The following is a 24,552-nucleotide window of genomic DNA, read 5'->3' as shown; positions in this document are numbered from 1 at the left end:
TCCAAGAAAAACGTCGGTGATTCGTTAGTCCGAGAATAGGTATTTTGATCATTTATACTAAAGATAAACAACCGAAATTTAGTATAACATATTCATGATTGCAAATCAAAAAAAATTATCTTTCTATATTAACAAAAGCCTTTTTCGCTTCAAGGGTATCTTTATAGATTTGTTCTTTTAATTCATGAATTCCTGAGAATTTTTTTTCTCCTCTAATATAATCAAGCAATTCCACTTCTAGTATTTGTCCATATAGATCCCCATCAAAATCTATTAGATGGACTTCATAAGTTGGGGACTTTAGATTTTGTTTTACCGTTGGTTTATAACCGATATTCATGACACCAGGATACGTTTTACCTTGGAAATTCACCTTTACTACATATACTCCATTTTTTAAAATTAGATAATCCTCTAATAGTTCAAGATTCGCTGTAGGGAAACCAATGGTGCGACCCAGTTGATCCCCACGCACTACACGACCATAAAAAGAATAGTTTCTTCCAAGTAAAGAACGTACCTCATGGATATCACCTGAAAGTAAACGGTCTCTAACCCTTGTACTACTAATTTTTTCCCTTTTATAGTTATAAGAATCGATGACATCCACCGTAAAATAACCCTGGCTTAATTCTACTAATGTTTTGGGAGTACCTAATCCTTTATAACCAAAAGTAAAATCAAATCCTACAACGATACCACGAACATTTAATTTCAATAAAATATTTTCTACAAATTCCTCTGGTGAAATATTGGCAAACTCTTTGGTAAATTGGATGATATAAGTGAAATCTACATGTAATGTCTCCAGTTGTTTCAGCTTACTGTGAATCGGTGTGATTTGATCAATTTTATCTTTTATACCCATTACTTGTTTGGGATGAGGATCAAATGTCATCACACCACATACTAAGTTACGAGATCTAGCAATCTCACAAGCTCTTTTAATTACTTTTTGATGTCCTAAATGTACCCCATCAAAAAATCCTATCGCTACGATACTTGGTTCATAGTCCCTTTCCTTTAATGGATATGTGAGTTCAAATACCTGCATTCTAGTCACCCTATCTTAGTCGTCCTTAAACACCTTTTTCGGTTTTGCAATCTTTTCATTTTTTTTCTTGATATAAAGAGCAACTAAATTCCCTTCGGAATCACAAATTCTAACAAGTCCTTCATATGACAATGATAATTCGAGTTCAATTCTTTGTCCATTATAAATCTTTTTTTCAACTTCTTCTTCTGGTATTGTAACTTTCGGTAAGTGAGGTAATGATTCCGACATTGGAACAATGGCTTGTTTTAATTTCTGGGTAGCAACTATTTGTTCAATCTCCTCAAGGGTGTACGTTTCTTCTAACTGAAAAGGGCCACTTTTTGTTCTAATTAGGTTCGACATATGAGCTGGATAGCCCAGTTTTTTTCCAATATCTACACAAAGGGTCCGTACATAGGTGCCTTTAGAACACGTTACTGAAAAATCAATTTGTGGGTGTTTGGATGGATGATATTCAATCATATCTAATTGATAAATCCGTACTTTTCTTGGCTTTCTCTCTACTGTTTCCCCTTTTCGCGCCAATTGATATAAACGTTGACCATCAATTTTTACGGATGAATACATTGGTGGAATTTGCTCGATCTCACCGATAAAGGATTGAAGCATATGACTAATCTGTTCTTTAGAAATATCCTTCACTTCTTTTTCCTCAACAACTTCACCTGTTGCATCTTCGGTTGTTGTTGCGATCCCGAGTGTAACTTGGCCTTGATAAGATTTAGGAAGATCCATAATATATTCAGCAATGCGAGTTGCTTTCCCAATACAAACAGGGAGTACCCCCGTAACATCAGGATCTAATGTACCAGTGTGACCAATGCGTTTGATTTTTAACATTCTTCTTAGTTTCGCAACTACATCGTGGGACGTCATCCCTTTTGGTTTAAAAATTGGTATAACGCCATCTAATCTAGAATTCGTTTCCAAGATGATTCCATCCTTCGTCTTTCGTTATTTTATGGCGTAGGATTGATTTTGCTTCTTCTAAAGAGCCGTGAAAAGTATAGCCAGCAGCTCGTGCGTGGCCGCCACCACCAAAAGACTTTGCAATGGCACCAACATCGATTATATTTTTTGAACGAAGGCTTACCTTGATCACCTGATCGTCTGTTTCTTTAAAAAAAACACCAACTTCTACACCTTCAATATTCCGACAATAATTAACAATGCCCTCTGTTTCATCATGTAGGGTCTTAGCCGGTAGATCTTTTTTTTCAAGAAACGTCCAAGCAATTTTTCCATCTTCAATGATTTCTAATTTTGATAGAGCTATTTTTAAAATTTGAATATGACCAGGAGTAATCGTTTCCAATGTAATTTCAGCAATTTTACTTGGCGAAACTCCATATTCTAATAATTCTGCTGCAATTCTCATGACCTTAGCTGATGTATTTGCATAACGAAATCCACCTGTGTCAGTAAGTAATCCTGTATAGATACAAGTAGCTAGATCTCTATGAAAATGAACTTGAAGTTGATGTGCTAAATCATACATGACTTCAGCGGTTGCTGCAGCAGTTGGCAAAACCAAATTCACATCACCAAAATGGTCATTTGTCGGATGATGGTCGATATTTAGAATTTTGGTGTGATCGTACATAAGGGAATCAATTGCACCCATTCTTGATCGATCTGCAACATCGACAGATATGATCGCTGAAAACTTTTCACTCATATGAGTCATTATCTGGATTTGATCGGCCAGAGGTAAGAATTGAAACCTTTTTGGAATTTCATCTTGGTTGACTAGGTGAAAAGATTTACCTAAGTCTTTTAATAGATGAGCCAAAGCTAATGAAGAAGAGATCGTGTCCCCGTCTGGATTGACGTGGGACACAATTAAAAAATTGTCATTTTGATGAATGAATCGAGCAGCTTCAGTTAATTGCTCTTTGTAATCATTCATGATTTTGCTCTCCTTTTAAATTTCTCAGAAGTCCCTCTATTTTACTTCCATATGCAATCGATTCGTCTAGTTTAAAAATCAACTCGGGTGTATGCCGTAGACGTATCCTTTTACCAATCTCAGATCTTATATAACCTTTTGCTTTTTCTAAGGCAAATAATGAGGATTTGATGGCATCTTCATCACCCATAATGCTAATATAAACCGTTGCTTGTGAGAGATCACCAGTAACCTTTACTGCCGTTACCGTTACAAAACCGATACGAGGATCTTTAAGATCGTATTGGAGTATCTGACTGATTTCTTTTTTAATCTGTTCACCTACTCTTCCTACACGGAGTTTTGACATGGTTACACCTCATTTAACAATAATCTATTGAAAAAAAATCACTTCTAGTACATGATCAATTTCTAAAAGGTGAAGAACGCGATCCCACGATTATTTTTTCACTGCTTCCATCATAAAGGCTTCAATAATGTCTCCTTCTTTAATATCATTAAAGTTTTGCAAAGTTATTCCACATTCATATCCTTGTGCAACTTCTCTTACATCATCTTTGAATCGTTTTAGTGAATCGATTTGTCCTTCAAAAATAACGATCCCATCACGAATAACCCGAGCAGAAGCACTTCTTACGATCTTACCTTCTGTCACATAGCATCCAGCAATCGTTCCAACATTAGAAGCTTTAAATACTTGTCTAACTTCAGCCCTACCCATTATCACCTCATGGTATTCAGGCTCCAACATTCCTTTAAGTGCTGCTTCAATTTCGTCAATGACATTATAAATAATTCGATGTAAACGAATATCTACTTTTTCTCTTTCTGCGGATGTTCTAGCTTGCGGCTCAGGTCGTACATTGAAGCCAATAATAATCGCATTGGAAGCAGAGGCTAAAGTAACATCTGTCTCAGTTATTGCGCCTACTCCCTTATGGATCACTTTTACTCGAACACCTTCAATATCAATTTTCTCTAATGCTCCTTGTAATGCCTCAACTGACCCTTGCACATCACCCTTTATAATAACGTTAAGTTCTTTTACTTCGCCCTCTTGAATCTGTTTAAATAGATCATCCAGTGTAACACGAGAAGTTGCGTTTAATTCACTTTCCCTTAGTTTTAATGCACGTTTTTCCCCAATTAATCTTGCCTTTCTTTCTTCTTCAAAGACAATGAAAGGATCTCCAGCATTTGGTACTTCATTTAGACCGGTAATTTCTACTGGTGTTGAAGGACCAGCTTCTTTAATCCTCTTACCACGGTCATTAACCATTGCCCGTACTTTACCATAGGTTGTTCCTGCAACGATCGGATCACCTACACGTAATGTCCCTTTTTGGACTAGAACGGTAGCTACTGCCCCTCTACCTTTATCGAGTTGGGATTCAATAATCGTTCCTCTTGCAAGACGATTTGGATTTGCTTTTAACCCTTGCATTTCTGCTACTAAGAGAATCATTTCTAACAGTTCGTCTAAACCTTCTTGTTTTAATGCCGAAATAGGGACATAAATGGTATCACCGCCCCATTCCTCTGGAATCAGACCATGTTCAGTCAGTTCTTGTTTGACACGATCTGGATTTGCATTTTCTTTATCCATTTTATTTACCGCAACAATAATCGGTACATTCGCAGCTTTTGCATGGTTAATTGCTTCAATGGTTTGTGGCATGACTCCATCATCGGCAGCTACAACTAGGATCGTGATATCGGTAACTTGTGCACCACGTGCTCGCATACTTGTAAAGGCGGCGTGACCTGGTGTATCTAAGAAAGTAATTTTCTTTCCATTGATCATGACTTGGTATGCACCAATGTGTTGAGTAATACCACCTGCTTCCCCTGCAGCTACTTTCGAATGACGAATTGCATCTAAAAGGGTTGTTTTTCCATGGTCAACATGGCCCATAATGGTTACAACAGGAGGCCGTTCGACTAAATCTTCTTCTTTATCTGGCTCGTCTAGTAATTCAAACTGAGATTCATCTACCTCAATTTTTTCCTCTACTTCAACACCATACTCTTCGGCGATTAATTGGATCGCTTCAAGTTCAATCTCTTGATTGATCGTAGCCATTATTCCTAAGAATAAGAGTTTTTTAATGATTTCTGATGACTCTTTTCCTAACTGTTTCGCTAATTCACCAACCGACATTGAACCTGTGTAGATGATCTTCTTTGGTGTCTTCTGTTTTTCAGTTGATTGTGATGAAACCACTGTCTCATTTTGAGAGTTTTTCTTCTTTTTCTGATTTCCTTTGATTTTCTTATTAAGATCTCGATGGTCGCTAACTTTATTATCATCAAATCGTTTTTGGTTCGGTTTTGTTTTCTTTTTTGTTTTTCCGATCGATTCACTTTCTTCAAAAAAGCTTTTTTTGTTCTTTTTTAAGTAGTTGTCTTCATCCTGATAATGTTCCACGTTTTGTAGTCCCTCTTGATTCATAGGTTTTTGGTCTTTTTTCAGATGGTGATCTGATTTCTTTGTTGGTGATTGTTGAACATTTTTCTTAGATGGTTTAGATTGAGGCTTCTGCCTTTTATTCATTCCATTTGGTTTTTGTTGTTGCTTCTGTTCTTTATGATTTACAGGATCAAGCCCTTGTCTTAATTTTCGCAGATACTCCTCTATTTTTTGGATCATCTCATCATCGAGAACGCTCATATGGTTGCTAATCGGTATATTTAATTTCTTTAAAATTTGAATAAGTTCTTTACTTTGCATCTGATGCTCTTTCGCATATTCATAAACTCGAATTTTACCCAATGAAACTTCACCTCCAGATTTCTACTCCGTTAATTCTTGTAATTTTTTACTAAATCCAAAATCAGTAATTCCGATCACAACACGAGAAGTTTTGCCAATTGCATGTCCGAGTTGTTCACGAGAAAATTGAATTCGATAAGGGATTTGGTAATACTCACATTTATTTAAAATCTTTTTCTTTATATTCTCTGAAGCATCTGTCGATAATAGTACAAAAAAAACTTTCTGTTCCTGGATAGCGTTTACGACCAATTCTTCCCCTGTGATAATTTTTCTCGCTTTTGCAGCTAATCCCAAAAAAGATAAAATTTTATCGAATTTGTTCATTAGACTTTTCCAACTCCAATTGCAGCTGTTGGTAAATTTCTTCTCCTAGTTTAACTTCTAATGCTTTTTCTAATGTCTTTTTCTTTTTCGCTAAATGAAGACATTCTTCATTTAAGCAAAGATAGGCACCACGACCTGATTTCTTCCCTGTTAAATCAATCATAATTTCCATTTCTGGTGTACGAACGACGCGAATCAATTCTTTTTTTGGTTTCATCTCTTGGCAGGCAACACATTTTCTCATTGGAATTTTCTTTTTCTTCATTTTCATCCCACTCCTTAAATCACTTACAAATAATGATTGCCACCACCAGTTACTCTTTTTCGAACTGCGATTCACTCTTAATGTCGATTTTCCACCCCGTTAGTTTTGCAGCTAATCTTGCGTTTTGACCTTCTTTTCCAATAGCCAAGGAAAGTTGGTAATCAGGAACGATCACTGTCGCAATTTTTGTCTCTTCATTGATATCCACACTCACAACCTTTGACGGACTTAACGCATTTGAAATGAAGACCTCAATATCTTTTGACCATTTTACAATGTCGATCTTTTCACCTTTTAACTCGTTCACAATCGTTTGAACCCTAGCGCCTTTAGGACCTACACAAGCACCTACTGGATCGACATCCTCGTTATGAGAATAAACAGCGATCTTTGAACGGTAACCAGCTTCTCTTGCAATAGATTTAATTTCGACAACCCCTTCATAAATCTCAGGAACCTCTAATTCAAATAATCGTTTTAATAAGCCTGGATGTGTTCTCGAGACAAAAATAACAGGACCTTTCGTCGTCTTTTCTACCTTTGTAATATAAACTTTCACTCGATCCCCTTGTTTGAACCTCTCTGTTGGCATTTGTTCATTAAGTGGAAGCAAAGCCTCAATTTTACCCAAATCTATATAAATGTAACGAGAATCCTGTCTTTGAACGATCCCAGTGACGATATCCTCTTCCTTATCGATAAAGGTTTCATAAATGATACCCCGTTCTGCTTCTCTGATTCGTTGTGTAACGACTTGTTTTGCTGTTTGGGCCGCAATTCTGCCAAAATCCTTTGGAGTCACTTCAATCTCAACAATATCATCAATTTGATAATTAGGATTGATCTCTCTTGCAGAATCAATGGAGATCTCAAAACGAGGATCAACGACATCTTCAACTACATTTTTTCTTGCAAAAACTTTAACCTCACCTGTTTCTCGATTCAAATCAACCCTAACATTCTGGGCAGAATGAAAATTTCGTTTGTAACCGGAAATAAGAGCTGCTTCAATTGCTTCCAAAATAACTTCTTTACTAATATTCTTTTCTTTTTCTAATTGATCAAGTGCTTCTATAAATTCCCTATTCACCGATTCTCCTCCTTTCTAAGTTTAAAAAACAATAGCTAATCTTGCACTTGCGACACTTTTATAAGGGATTTTATATACTTTTTTAGCCTCTTTTATTGTTACCACTTCGTTTTCAAAACTGAGTAATTCTCCCTCAAAAACTTTTTGATTTTCAATGGGTTCGTAAGTTGTAATATGTACATGTTTTCCAATCGCTTTACGTAGATCTTTTTCATTCTTTAACGGACGTTCTGCTCCTGGAGAAGAAACTTCTAAGAAGTAAGGGTTCGCGATTGGATCAACTTTGTCTAACTCTTTACTTAAAAGTTCACTTACCTTACTACAATCATCTAAATCGACAACACCCTGTTCTTTGTCGATAAATATACGTAAAAACCAATTACTACCTTCTTTTTTATATTCGATATCAACCAATTCAAGATCTTCTTGCTTCAATATTGGCAATACCATCTTTTCTACAATTTCCGTAATCTTTTGATTCATCATGCTCCCCCTTTCTTTCAGTGGATCATATATAGAGAAGTCTAGCGTAGAAAAAAATCTTTTTAACCATGAAAAAATCTAAAGAGTGGGTTACCCCACTCTTTAAATAACAGTTCTATCCACAGTATTACCAAATAGATTATATCATAATCCATAATTTCTAATCAAACTGCTTTTTATACATTTTAGAAGATTTTTTCACTAAAATAATGATAATTGGTTCGTATTAGGAAGTCCTGATAATAATCCATACTCTTCAAAAAGTTCAACAACTGTTTTAGACGCCTTGGCGCGAAGCTGAAAATCTTCAATCGATAAAAACTCTCCTTCGTTTCTCGCCTCAACAATATGTTGTGCTACACTTGTACCAACCCCAGGAATAGCAGAAAAAGGTGGAATGAGGCTTTTTTGATCTTCATCAACGATAAACTTTGTAGCATCTGAATGTAATAAATCCACATTTTTAAATTGAAAACCGCGTTCAATCATTTCTAGAGCTAATTCAAGGACAGTTAATAGCCCTTTCTCTTTGGGTGTAGCTTGTACCCCTTTTTCATTAATCTCATTGATTTTATCGCGAATTGCTTTTGATCCTGCTACCGCAAGCTTCACATCAAATTCATCAGCACGGACAGAAAAATATGTCGCATAATAATAAATTGGATAATAAACCTTAAAGTAAGCAATGCGAATTGCCATTAAAACATATGCCACAGCATGAGCTTTTGGGAACATATATTTAATCTTTTGACAAGATTCTATATACCAATCAGGCACATTATATTTCTTCATTTCTTCAATATCCTCTAGTTGTAACCCTTTTCCCTTTCGAACTTTTTCCATAATCTTGAACGCTAAAGAAGAGTCTAATCCCTTTTGAATTAAATAGACCATAATATCATCTCGGGTAGAGATCACTTCAGATAAAACAGCCTTCTTTTCGCGAATAATATCCTGAGCGTTATTCAACCAAACATCAGTACCATGAGATAAACCTGAGATGCGAACCAATTCGGCAAATGTCTTAGGCTTAGTATCTTCTAACATTTGCCGAACAAATTTTGTTCCGAATTCTGGAATACCCAAAGAACCTAAATTTGTTCCGATTTGTTCAGGGGTTACCCCTAATGCTTCTGTTCCGCTAAAAATGCTATAAACATTTGGATCATCAACAGGTATTGACTTTGGATCGATCCCCGTTAAATCTTGTAGCATACGAATTACAGTTGGATCATCGTGTCCTAGAATATCTAGTTTTAATAAACGTCCACTAATCGCATGATAATCAAAATGCGTTGTGATTGTATCAGAATTCGGGTCGTCTGCTGGCCGTTGAATCGGGGTAAAATCATACACATCTTTATATTGAGGGATAACCATAAGACCACCAGGATGTTGTCCTGTCGTTCTTTTAACTCCAGTACAACCAGACACTAAGCGTTCAACTTCAGCATTTCTTACATTCATTTGTTTTTCTTCAATGAATTTCTTCACATATCCATAAGCGGTTTTATCTGCCACCGTTGAAATTGTTCCTGCTCGAAAAACATAATCCGATCCAAATAGTTCCTCCGTATATTTATGAACTCTTGGTTGATATTCACCAGAAAAATTTAAGTCGATATCAGGAACTTTGTCCCCTTTAAATCCCATAAAAGTCTCAAATGGAATATCATGTCCATCTTTTCTCATTATTGATTGACAACGAGGGCAATTTTTATCTGGTAAATCAAATCCAGAACCATAAGAACCATCAAGAATAAACTCACTGTGTTTACATGTTGGGCAAACATAGTGAGGAGGTAATGGGTTTACTTCCGTAATTCTTGTCATTGTTGCAACAAGAGAAGAACCTACTGATCCTCGAGATCCAACAAGATAGCCGTCTTCTAGAGATTTATTTACTAATTTGTGAGCGATTAAATAAATCACCGAGTAGCCATGATTGATGATACTATTCAGTTCTCTTTCAAGTCTCTTTTCAACGATTTCTGGTAATGGGTCACCATAAATATTTTTAGCAGTTTCATAACTCATCTTTCTTATTTCTTCTTCTGATCCTTCGATAACTGGAGCAAATAGATCATCAGGGAAAGGCTTTAATTCCTCAACATCTGCAACCACTTTTTTGGGATTATCGATAATAATCTTTTTTGCTATCTCCCGATCGAGATAAGAGAATTCTTCAAACATCTCGTTTGTCGTTAAATAATGGGCAGAGAAAAGATCATCTTGTTGATGATAACGATAACCACCAATTTGGTTAAAAGCTAATATCTGACGGTTGATTATTTCCGTTGGATGAACATGGTGAACATCTCCTGTTACACAAACAGGTATACCTAGTTTTTCTCCTAATTGAATGAATCTTTTGTGAATATTTTTGATATCTTTTTCACTTTGAACAACTCCCTTTCGAATCAAATGTTGGTAATGACTAAGAGGTTGGATCTCGATAAAATCGTAGAATTTTGCCATCTCTTCGATTTCATCAGGTGGCTTGCTTAACATCGCATCAAATAATTCTCCATTCTGACAAGCAGTGCCAAAAATTAATCCCTCACGATAAGTAATTAATTCGCTTCGAGGAATTCGCGGAATACGATAAAAATATTCGAGGTGTGATTTAGAAATCAATTTATATAAATTTTTCAGACCCACTTCATTTTTAACGAGAATCGTTACATGGAAAGGGCGAAGACGAGAAACATCCATTTTCCCCATATTTTGATTGATTTGAATGAGATCTTTAATCTGTTTTTCTTGTAAATCGACAATCATTTTCCAAAGTAGTTTTCCAGTAGCTTCTGCATCATGGTAAGCACGATGGTGATTGGTTAAATCAATATTAAATGCCTGACAAAGGGTATTTAGCTTATAGTTTTTCATTTTAGGATAGAGCATCCTTGCTAATTCAACGGTATCAATTACTGGATTGGTTAAATCTTCCTCCCCAATCTTTTTGTAACCCATATGTAAAAAACCCATATCAAATCGAGCATTATGAGCGACAAGAATACCATTACCAACAAAATCACGAAACTTTCGTAAAGCCTCATCGATTAATGGTGCTCCTTGAAGCATCTCATTCGTAATCCCTGTTATTTCCGTAATCTTAGGAGATAATGGTTCTTTAGGGTCGACAAACATCGCAAAAGTATCAATAATCTCACCATTTTTAACCTTCACGGCACCGATTTCAATAATCGTATTGTACATTGCTGAAAGTCCTGTCGTTTCAGTATCAAAAACAATATAAGTTTCTTCCAGCAAGTTCCGAGGTTGTTCACGGTACACGACAGGCACACCATCGTCCACCACATTTGCTTCTACACCATATACAATTTTTACACCATATTTTTGTCCTGCTTCATAAGCCTCAGGGAAAGCTTGCACGACACCATGATCGGTGATCGCTATGGCTTCATGGCCCCATTTACTCGCCTGTTCCACGATTTTTTTTATCGAATTGACTCCATCCATCGCACTCATATTGGTATGAACGTGTAGCTCTATTCTTTTCTCTTCCGCTGTGTCTTTTCTTTCCACAGGCTCAATCACATTAATATCTCTAGCTAATAAAACTAATTCTTTCTCAAAAGGATCATATTGAACTTGTCCTTTCACTTTTAGCCATTGGCCTGTATTAACTGATAGAGAATCTTTTTCTTTCGAATCTTTTAAAAAGACTTTGACTTGAATCGAATCTGTGAAATCAGTGATTGAGAACATCAAGAGAAGCCGGCCACTTTTTAATTCTCTCAATTCTGTGGAAAAAACAGTACCTTGAATTACAATACTTTTTTCTTCTTCAACAATATTTTGAATAGAAGTGGGTTCTTCTTTTATCTCATAACCGAACATAATCCTCTGTTCGTTCTTTAAGATTTCCGGTTGTTCTTCTTCAATCTTTGCAACTATTGCTTCTTGTGCAAGTTGCATATCTTCTTCTAATCGTTCTTCAAAAAATTTGTTGAGCACTTCCTCTTGATCAATACAAGAAACTTGAAACTCTATATTTTTCTCACACCAGTATTGAAGGATATCTCTTAATTGAGTTTCAAACTGTTTGTGTTCTAATACTTCCTTCATTGCTTGATTTGAAACTTGAATGATCAAATTATTCTGGTCAATCAGCCAAACAGATTGTTTTAATATATTATAAATACTTGGAGTCGTTTGAAAAGGCGTGATGATCATATCTTTATATTCATTCATCCAGTCCTCTGGTAAAAAACCTTTAAATCGTAGAAAAAATTTTACACTTGCGATATGTTTTAGACTTTCCACGACCGATTTCCACATTTGTTCAAAAACGAGTGATGGAATGATTTTAGGAAACTCAAAATAAAATGTCCATTCCTTATTCTTCCGACTTATTTCTACCCTTTCTATTGTCCCCTCTGTAAAATATTCTTGAATGATTTCCTTCGGTATCTTCGCATAGGTAAGTAGTGCAAGAAACCGTTCATTTTTATCTACTGGATTTCCCATACAATCACCTTTTATCTTTTCTCTCATCAACTAGATACTATCACTAAAAAAAGCGAATGGTACAACCTTAAGATTGTACCATATTTCTTTAGCTCTTTGTAATCTCTTCGATTTCTTTTACTAATTCTTCATAGAGATCTTCCTCTTTTACTTTTCTCACAATTTCACCATGTCGAAAAATCAAACCTTCTCCATGACCACCAGCAACACCAACGTCTGCTTCGCGTGCTTCTCCTGGTCCATTCACCGCACAACCCATTACCGCAACTTTAATTGGCTTATCAATCGTTTGAAGATATTCTTCTACGCGATTGGCTAAACTAAACAGATCAATTTGGATTCTTCCACAAGTAGGACAAGAAATGATTTCAGGTTCATTGGTTCGAATTTCTAAGCTCTTTAAAATTTCTTTAGCTACTTTTATTTCCTCAGTTGGATCACTAGTAAGAGAAACCCTAATGGTATCCCCTATTCCATTAGCAAGTACAGTACCAATACCTACTGCTGATTTAATACTCCCAGAAAAGATCGTTCCTGCTTCTGTAACCCCAACATGAAGTGGATAGTTTCTTTTTTCAGCCATCAGCTGATAAGCCTTTATCATCATCGGAACATTGGATGCTTTTAATGATATGACCATATCATAGAAATCAAGTTCCTCAAGAATTTTTACATGCTTCAATGCGGATTCGACGAGTCCTTCTGCAGTAGGGTGACCATACTTGGCAAGGATCTCTTTTTCAATAGAACCAGAATTGACCCCGATTCGAATTGGAACCTTTTTTTCTCGACATGCTTCAACGACAGCTTTTACTTTGTCGATTGAACCAATATTCCCAGGGTTAATTCTGATTTTATCAATTCCATTTTCAAGTGCAATAAGAGCTAATTTATAATCGAAGTGTATATCAGCGACAAGTGGAAGTGATGAACGTTTTTTTATTTCCTTAATTGCATGGGCTGCATCTTCATTAATCACAGCTAAGCGAACCATCTGACAGCCTACTTCCGCTAAACGTTCAATTTGAGCTACAGTTGCTTCAACATCCCGGGTATCTGTCGTTGTCATGGATTGAATCACAACATCACTTTGCCCACCAATTTGTAAATTACCTACATAAACCGGTCTTGTTTCTTCCCGTTTAAACATGTTCGCACCTACCTTATGTTTTCCTTACAATGATTAATCAAATATTCGTGATACATCATTTACGGTAACAATTATCATCAATAACATCATAAAGGCAAAACCGATGAGATGAACGAGACTCTCTTTTTTAGGATCGATTGGCTTACCTCTTAATCCTTCTATCGTTAAAAAAAGTAGTCGACTACCATCTAAAGCGGGAATCGGTAACAAATTGAAGATTCCTAAGTATAAACTTAAAATAGATGCCCAATTAAACAATGTAGCTAAACCTTGTTTTGCAGCATCACTGGTAATTTTCATGATACCTACTGGGCCAGCTAGATCATTCATCCCTACATGACCTGTCAAAATCATTTTAAAACCGTCTAATATCACTTTGGTCATCGCAACTGTATTTTTAACAGAATAGGATGCTGCTTCAATAATTGTCGCCTTTTTCTGCGCTTGAGTAACAACGGCACCAATTCTACCCGTTTTCGTTTTTTCATCGAATTGTGGTATAACGATAAGTGTCTTTTCTTCACCTTGTCGATCAATAGTAATATTTAATGGTTGATTAGGAGATTGTTGAATCAACCCAATAAAATCTTGAGTAGATTCTACTGTTTTTCCGTTAATACTACGAATCCAATCACCTTCTTGCAGACCTGCTTTCTCTGCTGGAGAATTAGAGGTGATTTCTCCCAATACAACTTTGTTGGAAGGAACACCAACCATATTAAAAACAATAAAAAATAAAACGATGGTTAATAAAATATTAAATAAAGGACCTGCGAAAACAGTTGCGAAACGATCAAAGATTGACTTTGAACTAAATTGTCGATCCCATGGTGCAATCTGAACTTTTTGTTTTTCATAATGTAAGATCGCTTGACGAGATACAGGATATTGAATCAACTGTCCATTTTCATCAGTTCCCTTTATTTCAAGCTCACGTTCTAGATCAATCTCCTCTACATGAATCACTTTTTGACCCAGTTTTATGTCACTGGTGAAAATATCGGTTACTTGATCATTTTTATTTAGATTTACACCGATTTCATCACCACTTTTGATTTCAATAACTTCAGGATCTTCTCCGGCCATCCGTACATATGCACCAAAAGGAAGGATTCGTAATGAATACTGTGTTTCTCCCTTTTTTATAGAAAAAAGCTTAGGACCTAGCCCTAAAGAAAACTCCCTTACAAATATACCTGCTCTCTTCGCAAAAATAAAGTGTCCAAGTTCATGGATAAACATGATAGAAACAAACACAAGAATAATTTCAAGCACTAGTTTAATATCCAAATCGTCATCACCAGTCCCTTCATTTCAACAAATTTGCGATCATTTTTCTAGCCCACTGATCCGCTTCCATAATTTCTTCTAGATTTGGGTTAGAAATTTTAAGATGCTGATCAAGGACTTTTTCAATAAAAGATTCTATTTCAATAAATGGTACTTTTCCTGCCAAAAAAGCGGCAACAATCTCTTCATTTGCAGCATTTAAAACCGTCGGCATTGTACCTCCATCTTTTCCACACTCATAAGCCATTTTTAAACTTGGAAATCGTCTAAAATCCGGTTTTTGAAAATGTAATGAACCTATCTTTGTTAAGTCTAGGGGTTCTTGTTTCAGTTCGAAACGATCAGGATAAGATAACGCATATTGAATAGGTACTTTCATGTCAGGTGTACCTAATTGCGCAATAATGGCACGATCAACATACTCTACCATAGAGTGTATGATACTTTCGGGGTGAATCATGACATCAATTTTATCAAAAGGCATTTGAAATAACCAATGTGCTTCAATGATCTCTAATCCTTTATTCATCATTGTAGCGGAATCTATCGTAATCTTTGCACCCATCGACCAATTTGGATGTTTTAATGCATCTTGTATTGATACATTTCTTAACTCTTCTCTTGTTTTATCGCGAAAAGAACCACCAGAGGCAGTTAAGATAATACGACGTACTTGTTCTTTTTTTTCACTGTTTAAGCTTTGATAAATTGCCGAATGCTCACTATCAATAGGCAAGATAGGAATTTGATGCTTTTTAGCTAAGTCCATTACGATGTGTCCAGCAGAAACTAATGTTTCTTTGTTTGCTAAGCCGATATGCTTTCCAACTTTAATCGCTTCAATGGTTGGTCTCAACCCTATACTTCCTACTACAGCTGTTACCACAAAATTTGCATCAGGATGAGTAGCGACTTCAATGAGTCCCTCTTCTCCATAAACGATTGTAACACGCGAACCGACTTCACGTCGAAGTTCTTCCGCTAATTCTTTTGTTTTCACAGATACGAGCTTTGGCGAAAACATCTTGATTTGTTCCCTTAATCGATTAAGATTTGTTCCGCCAGAAATTGCGACCACACGAAATTGATCTGGATGAGACCTTACCACTTCTAATGTTTGTGTACCAATTGATCCAGTGGATCCTAAGATTGACAAGGTTTTCACGATAATCACCTCAAGGAATAGGAATCTTACAAATTAAAGAGTAGAAACAATATTGGGAAGGTAAAAATGAGGCTATCAAATCGATCTAAAACACCACCGTGTCCAGGTAATAAATTACCAGAGTCTTTAACTCCTTTTGAACGTTTTAATGCTGATTCAACTAAGTCTCCAATTTGCCCTACGATAGATACAAGTATACTCGCTAAGACCACTGTAGTCATTATACTCGTAAAATGTAAGATTTGATTCATCAATAACCCAGCAACGATCGCCAACAATATGCCTCCGATTGAACCTTCAATTGTCTTTTTCGGGCTAATTTCTGGCCAAAGTTTATTTTTCCCAAAAAATCGTCCGCTAAAATAAGCTCCTGAATCGGATGCCCAGGTTGTAATTAATACAAATAAGGTTAAGGCAAACCCATTTTCAATCAATCTTGCCTTCAACATAAAACCAAAGCCAAAAGAAACATAAATTGCTCCAACTAAAAGGATAGAAATCTGGTCAAAAGTAATCTCATTTTTTACAAAGACAACGAAAGCTAGAAATATCCAGAGACTAATTATGAATATATGTAAAATAGATAAACGCTCAAAAAAAGGAACTATCGGATTAAGGCCGAGAATAATAGCAATAACGGACAATAACCCTAGAATACCTTGAATTGAAAAAAAATTCGTATGATTCATTTTAAGAAATTCATAATAGCCTATTGTGGCCAATACAAGAATAAATAACGAATAAGGGACACCCCCGAGAAAAACTAAATATAAGAAACCAATTCCACCTACTAATCCGGTTATGATTCTTTTTTTCATCGTAACACTCCCTTAGATTGCCCCAAACCTTCGACCCCTTTGTTGGTAATCATAAATGGCTTCTATGAAATGTTGTTCATTAAATTCTGGCCAGAAAGCTGATGTAAAATAGAGTTCTGTGTAAGCCATTTGCCATAACAAAAAATTACTTAATCGCAATTCACCGCTTGTGCGGATCAGTAAATCAGGATCCGGATAATTCTTTGTTAATAAATATTGTCCAAGAAGCCTCTCATCAATTTGCTGTTCAGTGATTTTTCCTTCTAGAACGTCATGAACAATTGATTTTGTGGCATGAACAATTTCATGTCGACTACCATAATTCAAAGCGAAATTAAGAATAAGGCCTGTATTCTTTTCTGTTCTTCTCTCTGCCTCACGTACTGCCTTAATTGTATGTTCCGGTAAATTTTCATCAAAGCCCATAATTTTTACTTGAACATTTTGCTCGTTTAATTCATCGATTTCCTTTAGAAGAAATTCTTGAGGAAGACCCATTAAAAAATTCACTTCATTTTCAGGTCTTTTCCAATTTTCAGTCGAAAAAGCAAATAATGTGACAATTTCAACCCCTACTTTATTTGCCGCTTTAGCAACTCTTTTAATTGCCTCCATTCCAGCACGATGTCCTGCGATTCTTGGCAATCCTTTTCCTTTTGCCCATCTACCATTTCCATCCATAATAATTGCTACATGTTTCGGTATATTGAAAGGGTTTAGATCTTCAATATTTACTATTTTTGTGGAATTATTTTTTGTATTTTGAAAAAGTCCTTTAAACATGAACGATCCTCCATCTCCTAAAACAAGGCATTTGAAAAAATCCCCCCTCATGTAAGGGGGGAAAAATTATACTTCCATGATTTCTTTTTCTTTTACACTTACGATTGTATCGACTTCAGCAATATATTTATCTGTTAATTTTTGAATTTCTTCTTGGGTTCGTCGAAGTTCGTCTTCAGATATATCACCATTTTTCTCAAGCTTTTTCAAATCATCATTTCCATCACGACGAATATTTCGAATCGCTACTTTACTTTCTTCTCCCATTTTTTTCACAACTTTAACAAGATCTTTTCTTCTTTCTTCAGTTAATTGTGGTATTGTTATCCGAATCACAATTCCATCATTTGTTGGGGTAAGTCCAAGATCGGATTTTAAAATAGCTTTTTCAATTTCTCCAATTACGCTTTTATCCCAAGGTTGGATCACTAGTGTACGTGGATCTGGAGCTGAGATATTTGCTAATTGATTGATTGGAGTTGATGTACCATAATATTCGACATGAACTTTGTCAAGTAAAGATGGATTGGCTCTTCCAGCTCTTACACTTGCAAGATCCTTCTTTAAACTAACAATGGCTTTACTCATTTTTTCATCTACATTTTTTTTAATGGTTTGAGGCATTATTTTTCCCCTCCAATGATTGTACCGATTTTCTCACCAAGGATTACCTTTTTAATATTACCTTCTTCTGAAATATTAAATACAATTAACGGAATATTATTATCCATACATAATGAAGAAGCTGTAGAGTCCATAACTCCTAAACCTCTTTTAATGACTTCTAAATATGTAAGTGTATCATACTTCACAGCGTTTTTATCTTTGATTGGATCTGCAGAATATACTCCATCTACTTTATTCTTTGCCATAAGAATAACATCTGCTTCAATCTCAGCAGCCCTAAGTGCAGCGGTCGTATCTGTAGAGAAATAAGGGTTTCCTGTACCAGCAGCAAAAATAACGACTCGATTTTTCTCTAAGTGACGGATCGCTTTTCGACGAATATAAGGTTCAGCAACTTGTCTCATTTCGATTGAAGTTTGAACTCGGGTTGGTACAGAAATATTCTCTAAGGCATCTTGTAGCGCTAAAGAATTCATCACCGTTGCTAACATCCCCATATAATCTGCCGTCGCACGGTCCATTCCTTTCGCACTTCCAGCAACTCCTCGCCAAATATTTCCCCCACCAACGACTACAGCTACTTGTACGCCTAATTCTACAATTTCTTTAATTTGATTAGCAATTGAAGAAATGAATATAGGATCAATTCCATACTTCTGTTGGCCAGCTAAAGCCTCCCCACTTAATTTTAAAACAACGCGTTTATATTTTGGACGCTCCATTTAATAGCCCCCGTTCTTTATTCTACAATTGTATTCGTTTTCCTGCCTAAAAAGGACAAATTTGCCTAGTAAAAAATTTAGAAAACCAGAATATATTAGATAATTTTTTTCTAATCAAAAAACAACGTGGTCTTAACTTTAAAAAAATAGGGACACAATGTGTACCCTATTTTAATTAAAATGTATACAGTCAATTGAAGCAAGATTACATTTTAGCCTGTGACATAACTTCTTCAACGAAATTGTCTACCCTTTTTTCTAATCCTTCCCCTAATTCGAAACGAACGAAACGACGAATATTAATATTTTCGCCAATTTTAGCGATTTGCTCTTTTACTAATTGATCAATCGTTTTGTCGGGATCTTTCACAAATGGTTGCTCCAAGAGACAAATTTCTTTATAGAATTTCTCTAAACGTCCTTCAACCATTTTTTCAACGATCTTTTCAGGTTTTCCTTCATTTAAAGCTTGTTGAGTTAAAATCTGACGCTCTTTTTCGATCTCCTCTTGAGGTACCTCTTCACGAGCAATGTATTTTGGATTTGTTGCTGCAATATGCATAGCAACATCACGAACAAAGGTTTTAAATTCATTCGTCTTTGCCACGAAATCTGTTTCACAATTTACTTCTACAAGAACGCCGATACGTCCACCACCATGAATGTATGATTCAACAATACCTTCTGCTGCAATACGGCCAGCCTTTTTAGCAGCAGATGCAATTCCTTTTTCACGAAGAATTTCAATCGCTTTTTCCATATCGCCATTTGCTTCAGTTAGTGCTTTTTTACAATCCATCATTCCTGCGCCAGTTTTTTCACGAAGTTCTTTAACAGCTGATGCTTTAATTTCCATCTTTATTCCTCCTTCAATTTTTCCAATAAGTATGAACCATTTAAAGAGTTACTATGTAATGAAATCAATTGAAAGCTCATATAAATTTGTTATCGTTAAATATAAAAGGGGTGGTAAGGGTATCTTACCCTTAGGCCACCCTTATTGATGACTTACGCGATAGTTTGTTCCCCTTGTTTCCCTTCAAGGATCGCATCTGCCATTTTTTCAGTTAATAGCTTTACTGCTCGAATTGCATCGTCATTACCAGGAATTACATAATCCACTTCATCCGGATCACAATTCGTATCAACAATGGCAACGATTGGGATATCTAATTTTCGAGCTTCTGCAACAGCGATACGCTCTTTGCGAGGATCAATAACGAACAACGCACCAGGAAGTTCTTTCATTTCTTTAATACCGCCTAAGAACTTTTCAAGACGCTCTTTTTCTTTTTTAAGAATGATAACTTCTTTCTTTGGTAGAACATCAAATGTTCCATCGACTTCCATAGTTTCTAATTCTTTTAATCGTTCAATTCGTTTTTGAATGGTAGCAAAGTTGGTTAATGTTCCTCCTAACCAACGTTGGTTAATATAAAAGCTACCGGAACGTTCTGCTTCTTCTTTTACAGAATCTTGTGCTTGTTTTTTTGTACCTACAAAAAGGATACTTTTCCCTGAAGCGGCAACTTCACGAATAAAATTATACGCTTCTTCTACTTTCTTTACCGTTTTTTGCAAATCAATAATATAGATCCCATTTCTTTCCGTGAAGATATAGCGAGCCATTTTGGGATTCCAACGACGTGTTTGATGTCCAAAATGAACGCCTGCTTCAAGCAATTGTTTCATTGAAATTACTGCCATGTTTTTCTTCCTCCTTTGGTTGTTTTCCTCCGCTTACCTCATCTTTAATGATGACTTATCTACATAAGCACCGATCATTAAATTCGTAAACGTGTGTTATTTAACACCGACAAATACTATACCATATCTACTTATTGGATGCAACTATATAGAACAAAAACAAGCAATAATCGATAATTCGTATGTTCACAGACTCAAATCCCAATCGAGAAATTCGATCTTATGCATCATTAATTAATTTGTTAAAAAATTCTTATTAATACGCTTTCATTTATTTTTATACATCTTTTCCCCTTCAAAATATTCAATTAATTGTGGTATATTAATGAATTAAAAAAGGATAAAACTTTACTAGCATATGAAGGGAGAATGAATCATGAATGAAGTTCGGCAGTTTCGTAAAGTTCTTGTGGCTAATCGTGGCGAAATAGCTATTCGTATTTTTCGTGCATGTACTGAATTAAATATTCGCACCGTTGCCATTTATTCAGAGGAAGATAGTGTTTCTCTTCATCGTTTTAAAGCAGATGAAGCCTATTTAGTGGGAAAAGGGAAAGGTCCCGTCGAAGCATACCTCGACATTGATGGGATTCTTGAAATCGCTAAGCGGCATGATGTCGATGCGATTCATCCAGGGTATGGATTTCTATCAGAAAATGCGGAGTTTGCCCGTCGTTGTGAAGAAGAGGGCATTGCTTTTATTGGTCCAAAACCAGAACATATTCAAATGTTCGGCGATAAAGTCAAAGCAAGACAAATGGCGATAGAAGCTGGTATTCCAGTGGTCCCAGGTACAGAACAACCCATTGAACATTTACAAGATGCTATTTTCTTTGCGAAAGAACACGGTTATCCCATTATGGTCAAAGCTGCATTAGGTGGCGGCGGCCGAGGAATGAGGATTGTTCACAATCAAGAAGAATTGGCAGAAGCCATTGAAAGAGCCCGTTCCGAAGCCCGTTTAGCTTTTGGCCATCCAGAAGTCTATATTGAAAAATATTTAGAAAAACCAAAACATATTGAAGTGCAAGTACTTGCTGACAAATATGGTCATGCTGTTCATTTATTTGAACGGGATTGTTCTGTCCAACGACGCCATCAAAAAGTGGTAGAAGTGGCCCCAGCTTTAACCCTATCTGAACGTTTAAAAAATCAAATTTATGATGCAGCTTTAAAATTGATGAAAAAGGCGAATTATGTGAATGCAGGAACCGTTGAATTCTTGGTAACACCTGATGAAAATTTTTATTTTATTGAGGTTAATCCGAGAATTCAAGTAGAGCATACCATTAGTGAGTTGATTACTGGCATCGATATTGTCCAAGCCCAAATTAGGATAGCCGAAGGATACGCATTAGATAGTGAGGAAATTGGGATCTTTTCTCAAGATGCAATTGAGAAAAAAGGATATGCTATTCAATGCCGCATCACCACAGAAGATCCAGAGAAAGGATTTTTACCTGATACAGGACGAATTGTAGCCTATCGTTCGGCTAGTGGATTTGGAGTACGCCTTGATGCAGGCAATGGTTTTGCTGGTTCAGAAATTACTCCTTATTATGACTCTCTTATTGTCAAGGTATCAACTTATGCCAATACTTTTGATCAAGCAGCAAAGAAAATGCTTCGTACGTTGCGGGAGTTTCGCATTCGAGGAGTAAAAACAAACATCTTGTTTTTGGAAAACTTGGTCCAAAACCCGGCGTTTTTAAAAGGAGATTATGATACTTCCTTTATTGATGCACATCCTGAATTATTCATCTTACCAAAACGGCAAGATCGGGCAACGAAACTTCTTTCTTATATCGGCCACATCACAGTCAATGGATTCGAAGGATTACCAAAAAAGGAGAAAAAACCAATCTTTCATCCACCGAGAATCCCAAATACTTCCATTAAAGAGCCTTACCCTTACGGTACAAAACAAAGGCTGGAACAAGAGGGAGTGGATGGTCTCATTCAATGGATTTTACAACAAGAAAAGGTGCTCATCACGGATACGACTTTACGTGATGCCCATCAATCCCTTTTTGCTACCCGTATGCGTACGTATGATATGTTACAAATTGCAGAAGCCACCAGCAAATTAGCACCAGAACTGTTTTCCCTTGAAATGTGGGGCGGTGCTACATTTGATGCAAGTATGCGCTTTTTGAAAGAAGACCCATGGGAAAGACTACATCAACTTAGGGAACGGATTCCAAATATTCTTTTTCAAATGTTGATTCGCGGGGCAAATGCCGTAGGATATACCAATTATCCTGACAATGTGATTAAAGCTTTTATCCAAGAATCTGCAAAGGCAGGAATTGATATTTTCCGTATTTTTGATAGCCTCAACTGGCTAGAAGGAATGAAAGTTTCCATTGAAACGGTACGAGAAACGGGTAAAATTGCCGAAGCAGCCATTTGTTATACCGGTGACATTCTTGATCCTTCGAGAAATAAATATACCCTTCAATATTATGTAAATCTGGCAAAAGAATTAGAGAAAGCGGGAGCTCATATCATTGGAATTAAAGATATGGCTGGTCTTTTAAAACCTTACGCAGCTTATCAGTTAGTGAAAGCATTGAAAGAAGAAGTCGCACTTCCGATTCATTTGCATACCCATGATACGAGTGGAAATGGGCAAGCAACATTGTTAAAAGCCATTGAAGCAGGAGTAGATATTGTCGATGTAGCCATGAGTGCCATGTCAGGTCTTACCTCCCAACCTTCATTAAATGGCCTTGTTGCCGCTCTAGAGCATCGTGAACGAGAAACAGGTCTAAATTTAGATAACCTTCAAAAACTGGATCACTATTGGGAAGATATTCGCCCTTATTATGGATGCTTTGAAAGTGGACTAAAATCAAGCAGTGCAGAAGTGTACAAATATGAAATGCCCGGTGGTCAATATACCAATCTCAAACAGCAAGCCATTTCTTTAGGTCTTCGAGATCGCTTTGATGAAGTGAAAGAAATGTATGCTAAGGTTAACCAAATGTTTGGCGATATTATTAAAGTGACTCCTTCATCAAAAGTTGTTGGTGATATGGCCCTATTCATGGTACAAAACAATTTAACGGAACAAGACATTTACGAGAGAGGAGAAAAAATCGACTTCCCTGATTCTGTCATCCAATTTTTCCAAGGTTATCTCGGCCAACCTTATGGTGGTTTTCCTGAACGTTTGCAGGAAATTATCTTAAAAGGGAGGGACTATATTACTTGTCGTCCTGGTGAATTGTTACCCCCTGTTGATTTTGATCAATTAGAAGATGAACTTACAAAAAAAATCAATCGAAAGCCTTCTAAACAAGAACTCTTAAGTTATGCTCTTTATCCAAAAGTGTTCTTAGAAAAAGAAGCATTTATTAAAGAATATGGTAATATGGCCATTCTAGATACGTCTACCTTCTTCTATGGCATGCGGCCAGGAGAAAAAATTGCCGTTGAAATCGAAAAAGGAAAAACCTTAATCATCAGACTCACATCTATTGGCGAATTAAAATCAGATGGATCAAGAACCATTTATTTTGAATTAAATGGAATTCCAAGAGAAGTCATTGTACGGGATCAAAGTACAGGAATCACCATACAAAAACGAAGAACGGCTGATCGAGACAATCCCCTTCATGTGGGTGCAACCATGCCGGGTAAGGTTGTTAAAATCATGGTGGAAAGAGGAGATTCGGTTGCTAAAGGAGATTACCTGGTTGTAACAGAAGCGATGAAAATGGAGACCACGATTCAAGCCTCCTATGATGGTGTGATTAAAGACGTATACGTCAAACCTGGTGATACGGTTGAGATCGGTGACCTGTTAATTGAGTTTGAATATATTAAACAGAAATAATAAAACCCTCTTTTATCTCTATAAGTTAAGGCTTGTATGTTTCAACGCGAT

20 protein-coding genes are annotated in these 24,552 nt (G+C 36.3%); 1 reads left to right on the top strand and 19 read right to left on the bottom strand.

Annotated features, from left to right (window positions below; translation table 11 throughout):
- Positions 1-115 precede the first annotated feature (115 nt).
- The 19 genes from EDD72_RS06240 to rpsB all read right to left on the bottom strand — a co-directional run bounded on the left by EDD72_RS06240 (position 116) and on the right by rpsB (position 20,660).
- A complete protein-coding gene (locus EDD72_RS06240; protein ID WP_132768389.1) occupies positions 116-1,054 on the bottom strand; it encodes a bifunctional riboflavin kinase/FAD synthetase in 939 nt (312 codons plus the stop codon).
- 15 nt (positions 1,055-1,069) lie between these two features.
- Complete coding sequence (truB, locus tag EDD72_RS06235; protein ID WP_243643788.1) at positions 1,070-1,987, bottom strand: tRNA pseudouridine(55) synthase TruB; 918 nt, start codon at positions 1,985-1,987, stop codon at positions 1,070-1,072.
- Positions 1,971-2,966 (bottom strand): DHH family phosphoesterase, encoded by a 996-nt coding sequence (locus tag EDD72_RS06230; protein ID WP_132768387.1) that lies wholly within the window; start codon positions 2,964-2,966, stop codon positions 1,971-1,973. The genes truB and EDD72_RS06230 overlap by 17 nt, the downstream gene beginning before the upstream one ends.
- Positions 2,959-3,315: a 30S ribosome-binding factor RbfA gene (gene rbfA, locus EDD72_RS06225; RefSeq protein ID WP_132768385.1), complete on the bottom strand. Its 357-nt coding sequence runs from the start codon at positions 3,313-3,315 to the stop codon at positions 2,959-2,961. The genes EDD72_RS06230 and rbfA overlap by 8 nt, the downstream gene beginning before the upstream one ends.
- A 90-nt stretch (positions 3,316-3,405) precedes the next feature.
- Positions 3,406-5,739 carry a translation initiation factor IF-2 gene (gene infB, locus EDD72_RS06220; protein WP_132768383.1) on the bottom strand — a complete coding sequence of 778 codons (2,334 nt, stop codon included), beginning with the start codon at positions 5,737-5,739 and terminating at the stop codon, positions 3,406-3,408.
- 21 nt (positions 5,740-5,760) lie between these two features.
- On the bottom strand, positions 5,761-6,066 hold the full coding sequence (locus EDD72_RS06215) for a YlxQ family RNA-binding protein (protein ID WP_132768380.1): 306 nt from the start codon (positions 6,064-6,066) through the stop codon (positions 5,761-5,763).
- Entirely contained in the window at positions 6,050-6,331 is a 282-nt protein-coding gene (gene rnpM / locus EDD72_RS06210) for an RNase P modulator RnpM (RefSeq protein ID WP_132768378.1), read from the bottom strand. Before rnpM ends, EDD72_RS06215 begins: the two co-directional genes overlap by 17 nt.
- Before the next feature lie 49 nt (positions 6,332-6,380).
- Positions 6,381-7,421, bottom strand: coding sequence for a transcription termination factor NusA (gene nusA / locus EDD72_RS06205; protein WP_132768376.1), 1,041 nt, complete (start codon positions 7,419-7,421; stop codon positions 6,381-6,383).
- Between the two features lie 21 nt (positions 7,422-7,442).
- Complete coding sequence (rimP, locus tag EDD72_RS06200; RefSeq protein ID WP_132768374.1) at positions 7,443-7,904, bottom strand: ribosome maturation factor RimP; 462 nt, start codon at positions 7,902-7,904, stop codon at positions 7,443-7,445.
- 201 nt (positions 7,905-8,105) lie between these two features.
- The gene (locus tag EDD72_RS06195) at positions 8,106-12,398 is read right to left on the bottom strand and encodes a PolC-type DNA polymerase III (protein WP_132768372.1); all 4,293 of its coding nucleotides are present in this window, start codon (positions 12,396-12,398) and stop codon (positions 8,106-8,108) included.
- An 88-nt stretch (positions 12,399-12,486) separates the two neighbouring features.
- Complete coding sequence (ispG, locus tag EDD72_RS06190) at positions 12,487-13,548, bottom strand: flavodoxin-dependent (E)-4-hydroxy-3-methylbut-2-enyl-diphosphate synthase (protein ID WP_132768370.1); 1,062 nt, start codon at positions 13,546-13,548, stop codon at positions 12,487-12,489.
- Positions 13,549-13,581: 33 nt separating this feature from the next.
- Complete coding sequence (rseP, locus tag EDD72_RS06185; protein WP_132768368.1) at positions 13,582-14,838, bottom strand: RIP metalloprotease RseP; 1,257 nt, start codon at positions 14,836-14,838, stop codon at positions 13,582-13,584.
- 19 nt (positions 14,839-14,857) lie between these two features.
- On the bottom strand, positions 14,858-16,003 hold the full coding sequence (locus EDD72_RS06180) for a 1-deoxy-D-xylulose-5-phosphate reductoisomerase (RefSeq protein WP_132768366.1): 1,146 nt from the start codon (positions 16,001-16,003) through the stop codon (positions 14,858-14,860).
- Positions 16,004-16,029: 26 nt separating this feature from the next.
- Positions 16,030-16,821 (bottom strand): phosphatidate cytidylyltransferase, encoded by a 792-nt coding sequence (locus EDD72_RS06175; protein WP_132768364.1) that lies wholly within the window; start codon positions 16,819-16,821, stop codon positions 16,030-16,032.
- A 12-nt stretch (positions 16,822-16,833) separates the two neighbouring features.
- Positions 16,834-17,604, bottom strand: coding sequence for an isoprenyl transferase (locus EDD72_RS06170; RefSeq protein ID WP_132768362.1), 771 nt, complete (start codon positions 17,602-17,604; stop codon positions 16,834-16,836).
- Between the two features lie 66 nt (positions 17,605-17,670).
- Positions 17,671-18,228: a ribosome recycling factor gene (frr, locus tag EDD72_RS06165; protein ID WP_132768360.1), complete on the bottom strand. Its 558-nt coding sequence runs from the start codon at positions 18,226-18,228 to the stop codon at positions 17,671-17,673.
- On the bottom strand, positions 18,228-18,953 hold the full coding sequence (pyrH, locus tag EDD72_RS06160; protein ID WP_132768358.1) for a UMP kinase: 726 nt from the start codon (positions 18,951-18,953) through the stop codon (positions 18,228-18,230). The genes frr and pyrH overlap by 1 nt, the downstream gene beginning before the upstream one ends.
- A 205-nt stretch (positions 18,954-19,158) precedes the next feature.
- The gene (tsf, locus tag EDD72_RS06155; RefSeq protein ID WP_132768356.1) at positions 19,159-19,809 is read right to left on the bottom strand and encodes a translation elongation factor Ts; all 651 of its coding nucleotides are present in this window, start codon (positions 19,807-19,809) and stop codon (positions 19,159-19,161) included.
- A gap of 152 nt (positions 19,810-19,961) precedes the next feature.
- Positions 19,962-20,660 carry a 30S ribosomal protein S2 gene (gene rpsB / locus EDD72_RS06150; RefSeq protein ID WP_132768354.1) on the bottom strand — a complete coding sequence of 233 codons (699 nt, stop codon included), beginning with the start codon at positions 20,658-20,660 and terminating at the stop codon, positions 19,962-19,964.
- Positions 20,661-21,036: 376 nt separating this feature from the next.
- Between rpsB and EDD72_RS06145 the strand changes: the two genes are divergently transcribed.
- Complete coding sequence (locus EDD72_RS06145) at positions 21,037-24,501, top strand: pyruvate carboxylase (RefSeq protein WP_132768352.1); 3,465 nt, start codon at positions 21,037-21,039, stop codon at positions 24,499-24,501.
- Positions 24,502-24,552: the final 51 nt, after the last annotated feature.

Origin of the sequence: Tepidibacillus fermentans (assembly GCF_004342885.1) — a bacterium.
Classification (GTDB): Bacteria; Bacillota; Bacilli; order Tepidibacillales; family Tepidibacillaceae; genus Tepidibacillus; species Tepidibacillus fermentans.
This window is presented reverse-complemented; position numbering and strand designations above follow the sequence as displayed.